Origin of the sequence: uncultured Nostoc sp., assembly GCF_964247315.1 — a bacterium.
In the GTDB taxonomy this organism is placed as follows: domain Bacteria; phylum Cyanobacteriota; class Cyanobacteriia; order Cyanobacteriales; family Nostocaceae; genus Nostoc.
Window position 1 is genome coordinate 1 of the sequence record NZ_CAXTTT010000201.1, and the last position, 8,638, is coordinate 8,638.

At 43.9% G+C, this 8,638-nt stretch carries 7 protein-coding genes and 1 pseudogene; 3 read left to right on the forward strand and 5 right to left on the reverse strand.

Features of this window, described 5'->3' with window-relative positions:
* Positions 1 to 113 precede the first annotated feature (113 nt).
* Positions 114 to 950: pseudogene (locus ACFE93_RS33120) on the forward strand (IS4 family transposase); the annotation flags it as partial.
* A gap of 105 nt (positions 951 to 1,055) precedes the next feature.
* Here the strand turns inward: ACFE93_RS33120 and ACFE93_RS33125 are convergent.
* The 4 genes from ACFE93_RS33125 to ACFE93_RS33140 all read right to left on the reverse strand — a co-directional run bounded on the left by ACFE93_RS33125 (position 1,056) and on the right by ACFE93_RS33140 (position 5,830).
* A complete protein-coding gene (locus ACFE93_RS33125) occupies positions 1,056 to 2,222 on the reverse strand; it encodes a PrsW family intramembrane metalloprotease (RefSeq protein WP_375480118.1) in 1,167 nt (388 codons plus the stop codon).
* Positions 2,219 to 2,692 (reverse strand): hypothetical protein, encoded by a 474-nt coding sequence (locus tag ACFE93_RS33130; RefSeq protein WP_375480120.1) that lies wholly within the window; start codon positions 2,690 to 2,692, stop codon positions 2,219 to 2,221. The genes ACFE93_RS33125 and ACFE93_RS33130 overlap by 4 nt, the downstream gene beginning before the upstream one ends.
* 389 nt (positions 2,693 to 3,081) lie before the next feature.
* Positions 3,082 to 3,297 (reverse strand): hypothetical protein, encoded by a 216-nt coding sequence (locus ACFE93_RS33135; protein WP_375480122.1) that lies wholly within the window; start codon positions 3,295 to 3,297, stop codon positions 3,082 to 3,084.
* Positions 3,298 to 4,435: 1,138 nt separating this feature from the next.
* Positions 4,436 to 5,830: a hypothetical protein gene (locus ACFE93_RS33140; RefSeq protein ID WP_375480124.1), complete on the reverse strand. Its 1,395-nt coding sequence runs from the start codon at positions 5,828 to 5,830 to the stop codon at positions 4,436 to 4,438.
* 353 nt (positions 5,831 to 6,183) lie between these two features.
* On the opposite strand from ACFE93_RS33140, the gene ACFE93_RS33145 reads away from it, so the two are divergent.
* Entirely contained in the window at positions 6,184 to 7,308 is a 1,125-nt protein-coding gene (locus tag ACFE93_RS33145; protein WP_375480126.1) for a class I SAM-dependent RNA methyltransferase, read from the forward strand.
* A gap of 28 nt (positions 7,309 to 7,336) precedes the next feature.
* On the opposite strand, the gene ACFE93_RS33150 is transcribed toward ACFE93_RS33145, so the two are convergent.
* A complete protein-coding gene (locus ACFE93_RS33150) occupies positions 7,337 to 7,555 on the reverse strand; it encodes a hypothetical protein (protein ID WP_375480128.1) in 219 nt (72 codons plus the stop codon).
* A 421-nt stretch (positions 7,556 to 7,976) separates the two neighbouring features.
* Between ACFE93_RS33150 and ACFE93_RS33155 the strand changes: the two genes are divergently transcribed.
* Complete coding sequence (locus ACFE93_RS33155; RefSeq protein WP_322736573.1) at positions 7,977 to 8,243, forward strand: hypothetical protein; 267 nt, start codon at positions 7,977 to 7,979, stop codon at positions 8,241 to 8,243.
* Positions 8,244 to 8,638: the final 395 nt, after the last annotated feature.

An 8,638-nucleotide genomic window follows, 5' to 3' on the forward strand; every position in this document is an offset into this window, starting at 1 on the left:
CTTCTCATGCTTTATTTACCTTTTTTTAAATAATAAAAAGTGGGATGCTCCCAGTCAAGTTTTCTGACTATCATCAGATAACCCACAGTAAGATTCCTTTAAATCAAGTTGTTTATCTAGTAATAGACAGGACTAATTGGAGATGTATCAATTTATTAATGATTAGCGTGGTTTGGGATAAGAGGTCTATTCCAATATATTTTGAGTTGTTAGACAAGTTAGGTTCGAGTAATTTTGATGAATAAGAAGCAGTATTTAAAAAAGCATTACCTCTTTTCAAGAATTATAAAACTATAGTATTAGGAGACCGGGAATTTTGCTCAATAAAGCTGGCTAACTGGCTTACAGAGCAGAAAGTATACTTTTGCTTACGTATAAAGAAAGATGCTTTTATAGAAATAGAACCAGAACTTTGGCTCCAATTAAAAAATTCAGGTTTATCGCATGGAGTTTCATTCTTTTATCAAGGTATTAGATATACTCTCATCTACAGGATTTATTAGCTTTAATCTTGCGGGTAAATGGAAACGAAAACGCTTTGGAGTTGCACCGGAGGAGGGCTGGTTTATCCTGACTAATTTAGATAATTTAGATTCAGCTATTAAAGCTTATAAACAACGGTTTGATATTGAAGAGATGTTTAGAGATTTTAAGAGTGGTGGTTATAACTTGGAAGATACTAATGTATCAGGTCAACGGCTAATTTCCCTAATATTATTAATCTCGCTTGCCTATACCTCTGCAACAATATCTGGTCAAAAAATTAAACGCATGGGTGTTCAAAAATATGTTGGACGAATTAAAGAATCTAAGCGGACTGTTCGACGACATAGTAGTTTTTATATTGGGCTATATGGCCACAATTGGGTCAATTTCACAGAAAGTTCCTATGAGTTAGTGACTGAATTATTGAGATTAATCCTAATAAGCGTAAGTACTACCAACAATGAGAGAGGGCTATGAGGCTTATTCTGTCTGCATACTAGCCCTTTTTGTCCCCCCGTAAGATCAGGCACTCTCGATCGCCTCGGCATTTCGGCTGGAATCTACTCTAATCAACCTAACCGTGCTGCACCACGCACCCTCGCAATCTCCGCACGCGCGGCTTTGGCTGCCGGACTATCGAGATTGTCTGTAGATGCAATTGCTGCTGCAAGATCGATCGCCGCATCAAGTATGAACCCAGCGCGTTTTGCCGCGTCAGGCCCGGATGAGGACTTGATCTCTCTCAGGTAAGCTCGCCGATTCTTCGGTCGGTTAGAAATCGCAGCCAGTTCGGCTTCTGTCACGATTCCGTTTGCAACCTCGTCAGCCAGCAGGACGCGGACAAACTTGCGCTGACGCTGCTCGGAGAACCGCCACGCAAGCAAAATCGCAACCGTTCCAATGGCGATACCGATGGGCCCGAAGCCAATAAACCCGCCCATGGCATCCCAACAGCCATGAGCCAGACAAGCCAACAGAAAGAAACCTACCAAAACCGCGAACCGATGGCCGAACGAGCGATTTTTCGCTTCGAGGAAGTAGCCAAACCCTGTACCCGCAACCGCCGTGAAGAGCGAGTGACTCCAGAAACCGGTCGCTGTGCGCACTACCAATACCTGCAACGCATTAGCAACCTGCTGCGATCCGAAGCTTGCGTCGGGGGCGCCCACAATGTAAGACACGTCTTCAAAGACCTGAAAGCCGAGACCCACAAACGCACCAAGCAGAAACCCGTCGTAGGCGTTGCGGACATGGTTGCGTGCTAGTAAAGCGAGCATGACCAGCCCGACGAATTTGGAGCTTTCCTCCACGATGGGTGCCGTGAGGGCCGGACTCCAATGGCTATAAAAGTTGAGGCTGGTCAGCTTTGCAAATAGCGATAGGATTGCACCATTGCCAGGGAGCGCCATGACCCACGGCGCTACTAGTCCGCCCCAGAGGAAGCCGAGCAGCGCGAGCTTGGCTGGCTCACGTTCATACCGATCTTTGTGCGTGAGAAACCAGATCCAAGGCAGGCAATACAGTGCCTCAGAGGAGAGGGCAATAAACAGAGCGGTGGGATAGATGGCGCTGCCGAACAAAAGTCCGCAGAAGACGTAAGTACCTTTCAGTACGAGCAACCAATACAGGTAGTACGCCGGGTTGTGCGGCTGAAAAAATCGGACGGAATTGCTCCAGCCCGAACGATCGATGGCAGCCTTGCGGATTGTGTCCTCACTCTTTGAGGTGCTGGTCACGAATCGCCCTCCTTTGGTTTAAATGTGATGCTCTTAATCATGTCAGCGATCGGTTGCTCCAGTTGTGTGGAGGTAGCGGCCGGGCCCTTCACAATCACTTCGACTGCCTGACCCTTGCCATCGACGTATGCGAGCAGTAGACCAGTATAGTCGGGACCATTAATTCTCTTAGCTACTCCGGCAACCTTTTGCAGTGTTGTAACGGGAACTGTTTTTCCCTCGACAATAAATTCATGCTGGTCTTTCACGATCTGGTTAAGGAGTTCCTCGGCAGTTCCCCTCCAGACACCGCTCTTGACGCTAAACGTGACGCCATCTTTGAAGACCACTGCGTTTGATGAACTCCCGACAGGGAATGGGGTCTTAGTTATCACCCAGCCTTGGGTTGGCGTAAACCTTACGGGACCGACATTATAAGCTGTCCCTGCTAAAACCTCTTTGTTATGAACAGCCTCGTTGATGGCTGGCATGACTCCCGACCATAAAAACACCACAAGATAAACGCTCACCGTCGGCCAAATGAGCCGACGATCGAGTCCAAACAGTCGATATTCAACAGGTACAGCGGCTTCGTGTCTTAGGGGGGACATACAATTTTCCTTTTTGCGGTGCTAAACAGGCGTGAAGCTGATGAGGGTGATTTGTGTCTTGCCGTGTCTCAAAAGATGGTCGTTGGTAGCCGCCGAACTAGATTATATTGGGCAGAAAATTTCTGCCTAAGATCCCGCGCATAATACGCTGTTGGACGTGTTTAGACTGCTGCACTTCCAGCGATCAAGAAAACTGTTAGGAGCGATGCGATAAACGCATCGCTGCTGTGCCGCTTTTCAAGCTTTTGTTTAGTATTGAGAAGCAACCATCACAAGATACCGACTGAAAGTTCAAAAGGAACCGTTCGATTTCTGTCCTTATTGCCACCCTTTAGATACACACGAACTGTATAGTTGCCACTCTGTGACAAACGAACGCTTGCGTCGTTGCCCGACATTGAGCTGTTATAAATTGCCCGATCAGTGCTGCCTGGTGAGAGAATGTTGAAGTATGCTACTCCATTGGTAATCAACGAAACCGACATCCTCTGCCCTGCCCGCCCATTCAGAATGTAGTCATGGTATTGGTTGCCCGCGATCGAAGACCGTATAAAAGTGTTGTCTTTGCCAGAGGAAAACCGTACGGTCGTATGAGCCTGAGCTAACGACGGTGCAGCGAAGCTAAATGTGAGCGATGTGGTGATGACCGAGGCGGCTAAAACACTACGAATAAGAGTCAAGGCAGAGTTCTTCATGTGATAGTTTCTTCGTCGCAAGCAATTCATTGCTTATTGTTCTAATTAATCAGCAAACCGTTCAGCTTAATTAAATTACCCCAAGCAAAAGTATTAATCTTCAAATTTGAAGATTGGTACTATGTTGTTGATGGTATTCAAATCTATCTAAATGTATCTTGATCTTTGTTTTATCATTTTGCTTTTAATATTTCTTCAGACTTACCTCGATTTTTCGCCTATTAGCTAGTGTCGAATCACATGAATTGATCTGAGTACCGGGGAATATTGCTAAGCTTTATAAGTAATTTATTATACCTAAATTAGTCCGCAAGTTGGAGGTATTGAGTTAGGTCGAGGGGGAGTATTATCTCCCGCCCCTCTCATTTAGAACCGGACATACCCGTTTCCGTGTATCCGACTCCCGACAATCTTAAGTATCCCTTTTGCTCATGTGGATATATTGGTGACAGGATTGATGTACTGCCATCATATTTTGGGATTTCCAGTTATTATGGTTGCCATGAATGTGATGGAGATGGGGAGCAATGCGATTTTGTGAGGTTTGGGAAAAAGGTGCGATCGCTAAACACAAATACTGATAAAAAAATAAACTTTTATTATACGAATATGATTAAACCACACCACAATTTATCTTCTTAAAATATCCCAAGAAGATAGCGGTTAAATAATTTGAGTATATTATATTTTTTTCCATTAAGGTAGATAATCCCTATCTCAAAACTATTGCTACTTGAGAATCCTACCTTTTTTATTGTCAGAAAAAGAGACTGAAAACTCGTTGTGACTAAGATCATCTTTTTTACAGTAAAAATACTGCTTATTTAGTATAAATATATTTTAATTACTGAGCAAAGGGTTTAGCGATCGCACCTTTTTTCCCAAACCTCGCAAAATCGCATTGCTCCCCTTCCTTCCTACTGCCTCTTTAAAAAACTACCTGAAAACTAGCGGTAGTTAAAGCCGGAAAAGACGTAGAATCCAATTGTGCAAATTTACCCCCAAAATTAATCTCAGCAAAATCATCTGCCGAACCATTAGGGTTATAAAAGAGACTACCATTTGCGCTATTATAAACAATCACCGCACTACTACTTGCAGCTAAAGTATCGTTCGTCACTGTGGCAAAGTCTGCGGAATTTAATTTAGTCGGGAAGACTGAGTTACTTAGAGCGGTAAAGGTAGATTTAGATAGTTGGATCTTGTCTTGCTCAGTATTGAAGTCACTAATAATATCAACTCCGAGTTGCCTAATATCAAACTTCGATCCTGTTGCAAATGCAAACTTATCTAAACCAGCGCCTCCTTCTAGTAAGTCATCCCCACTATCTCCCTGTAGGTAATCGTTGCCTTTGTTCCCGATCAGAATATCTTTTCCACTACTGCCAAAAAGAATATCATCACCGTCGTTCCCCGAAAGGTTGTCATCATCACTACCCCCATCGATTCTGTCTGCACCAGATCCACCAACAAGGATGTCAGAACCTGCCCCCCCATCAATGTAATGATTACCAATAACACTAGAAAGCGAAATACTGTCATCACCATCCTTAGCAAAAATAACCTTATCGCCAGCCGAAAAATTCTCCGAACTAAAGGTATCGTCTCCATTGGTTGTAGTGACATCAGTACCGATCGCATTTCTGGCTCGAGCAATTGCCTCTTTTATGGTATCTGCAAGATTCTCACTTTTAGAACCAAGAGTCAGTACAGCACCTCGACCAAGCTGGGTAACTAGTGTCTCGTAATCGGCTGCAACATTACTCGTAGTTAGAAAAATTGGAATAATGTTATTTGCTTCTAGTGCAGTTTTTACTTGTCCGATCTTTGGATAATCTTCATAAGCATCAGCTATCCCATCTCCATTATTGCCAATACTATCTGGCCTAACTGCTGCCCGATCGCCAGCAACGTGATAAATACTATCGGTAGCTATTATAACAACACGAAACGAACCGACTCTGTAACCAAGACTGCCGCCGCTATCTAAAGCTGCGAACAAGAGTGCAAATAATTGTGATTCTGGCCCATCATTGCCACCAAAAGCTTGAAAATTAAAGATTTTGTCTTTAATTGTTGTGACATTATTTGTCAAAGCGACTTCTGCTTGATATACATAGTCAGCGTAACCTCCAAAAGGCACAAGTGGCTTATCCTTGAAAGAGGCAATACCAAATTTTAGGTCATCACCAAAGATACTTGCTAACGTCGGATTAGTTAAGCGATTTACCGTCGCCGGAAGTACGGCTTTAAGCTGGACTAAAGTGTCATTAGATGACGATGTTAAGTCTTGTAGCAGAACAATATCAGATACTAAACTCATAGTTTTTCCCTCTGACTATTTTTTTTCATGGGTTGTATTGCAAAGTGCCTGAACACTGTTTCAGCTTGATATTAGCAAGGTTAATTAATTTAAGATAGTACTTAAACTGAAGAAAATATAATCTCTTTCAACAAATATTTCCTGTGTCCTTACTCAGGCTTGATTTCATTTGTCTGGCGCTTGTGGTGCTGAGTTACCGAATTAAATGAGGAGGCAGGAGGCCTCCTCATTTAATTCGTTGTACCCTACTAAGGTTATAATCGCAGACTTAAGGAGAGAGAATGTTACAAGATATGAGTTAAGCTAAAGTGCGTCAATGGGTGAGCAGTGAAGATAATGCTTTGGATTAGAGGATGAATCAGTATTTTGCAACGGTTGCTCGCGGATTAGAAACCCTCGCGGCTCAGGAGTTAGAGCAACTGGGTGCTCATTCCGTGGAGCCGGGGTTTTGCGGTGTAGCCTTTGAGGGCGATCGCACCCTACTTTATCGCGTCAACCTCTGGGCTAGGCTACCGTTCCGAATCTTGGTGAATATCCATGAGTTTCCTTGCTTTGATGCCAAGGATCTCTATCGCGGTATCCAGACTATCGATTGGCAAAGCTATCTCACGCCAGACATGACGCTGGCGGTGAATGTCACGGGCAAAAACGATCGCCTCAACCACAGCCACTTCACATCTCTCCAGGTCAAAAATGCGATCGTTGATCAGCAGCAAGAAAATCTGGGCGAACGTTCAAATGTAGAGCTTCATGAACCAGATGTGCGGATCAATGTTCATATTGAACGCGATAGTTGTACCGTTAAACTCGACAGTTCTGGAAATAGTCTGCACCGTAGAGGCTACCGCCCTGCGGTTGGAGCAGCCCCTCTTAAGGAATCTCTAGCTGCTGCCCTGATTCAACTTTCGGGTTGGCAGCCAGACCAGATGTTCTACGATCCTCTGTGTGGATCTGGCACTTTACCCTTAGAAGCTAGCTTAAAAGCACTGAACATCGCACCAGGACTATTTCGCGATTGCTTTGGATTTGAAAATTGGCTCGATTTTGATCTGTCCCTTTTAGAAAAACTGCTCCAAGAAGCTAAGGACAGCCAACTTGATACTCTGACTGCGCCTATTTGGGGAAGCGATCGCGATGAAAATATAATCGAGCAAGCGATTAACAATGCTCAAAACTGCGGCGTTGATAACCATGTATGGTTTTCTCAAATGGAGCTTGCTGATGTTGTCGCCCCCGCAGACAGTGGGATTTTATTCTGCAATCCACCTTATGGCGAACGGCTGGGGCGAGATAGCGATCTAGGGGCGTTCTATAAACTTTTGGGCGATGTGCTGAAACAACGCTTTAAAGGCTGGACTGCATTTGTCCTGAGTGGCAACAAGGAACTGTCTCAATCGATTGGACTAAAATCATCCCAACGGATTGCAGTGTACAACGGAACGCTGCCCTGTCAGTTAATGAAATATGAACTGTACTAAGTACAGCATTTCATTAATTCGTAGCGAATTAAATTTGGCAATACCTTGCAATGCCAATGCATCCCAATACAATGTTAATGCCTCCCCCTGCAATGCCAATGCGTCCCGATACAATGCCAATGCATCCCGATACAATGTCAATGCGTCCCTCTGCAATGCCAATGCATCCCGATACAATGTCAATGCGTCCCTCTGTCAATGCCAATGCATCCCGATACAATGTCAATGCGTCCCTCTGCAATGCCAATGCATCCCCCTACATTAAAAATGCTACGCTTTTACGCAAAACTGTATTAAGACAGAATCGATTAGATTTTGCGATTTCCGATTTGTAGTATGTTTGAGGCGATCGCTCTCAACTACTTCTGCTCAGTAAAAAATACATTGCCTGAAAATTTTGTGACACTGGGGACGTGCTGTATTGTCAGACGTTTGTGAGAACCGCGACCTAAATCTGCTGTTGCATGGCATTGGCTATCTCGATAGACTCAATCTGAATCGGTGATATTTTTAATACTCTTTAATAAATTTAAATTAAATCAAACAAACTTGAAACTATGTGTAAGTCTATATTCTGGCAGTTAGTATGACAACTTTTAAAACAAGTGGCAGTATAATCAGTGACTGACAATCTGCAATTTATTTATCGTTAAAAGGCAAGGGTATTTATGTCAGACCAATTCACCTTTACCGTTACCAATAAAACTGAATTGGCAATTACAGAGTTGTGGGTATCTGTCGATGATGAAGAGTGGGCCTCATTTAACTTGGGTGAGTCAGGGATTCCATCAGGTGAAACAGCAACAATTGCTTGGGCTGAATATACGAATGGTTCGCCCTGTGAATGGTACATTTCTGCTGTATTTGAAGATGAATCAGAAACTGAGTCAGCCCTATTTAACTTCTGTAAAGAACCAGCTTTAACAATCGGATAAATTCCCCACTGCGATCGCCTACTGCGGGCGTGTACGCCATCGCGCTTGATTACATGATTGCATATCGACTCCAGACATAAAAACAAAAGCCCTACCTCGAAAGTATCTAGGTGGGGCTTGATATTAGAATTGACATGTCCCTTTTAGAGAAGTTGCTCGAAGAAGCTAGGGACAGCCAGTGAGACGCGCTGACTGCGCCTATTTGGGGAAGCGATCGCTCTTAACTACTTGGACTTTGCGATCTTCGCAGTTTACCGTAGGTATAGCGATCGCCTTTTTGAAATTGACAATCTAGTACAACACGGCGGAAATAAACATACCCCTTCGGGTTCGGCAGTTCCTCATGGGGGGAACCCCCAAGACCGGACTGCCTCACCATTTCAAATGGCGCAAAA

Excerpts from the sequence above, each read along its gene's own strand:
- ACFE93_RS33130 (WP_375480120.1), bottom strand. The coding sequence starts at position 2,692 with ATGCCAGCCATCAACGAGGCTGTTCATAACAAAGAGGTTTTAGCAGGG.
- ACFE93_RS33135 (WP_375480122.1), bottom strand. The coding sequence starts at position 3,297 with ATGTCGGTTTCGTTGATTACCAATGGAGTAGCATACTTCAACATTCTC.
- ACFE93_RS33140 (WP_375480124.1), bottom strand. The coding sequence starts at position 5,830 with ATGAGTTTAGTATCTGATATTGTTCTGCTACAAGACTTAACATCGTCA.
- ACFE93_RS33145 (WP_375480126.1), top strand. The coding sequence starts at position 6,184 with ATGAATCAGTATTTTGCAACGGTTGCTCGCGGATTAGAAACCCTCGCG.
- ACFE93_RS33155 (WP_322736573.1), top strand. The coding sequence starts at position 7,977 with ATGTCAGACCAATTCACCTTTACCGTTACCAATAAAACTGAATTGGCA.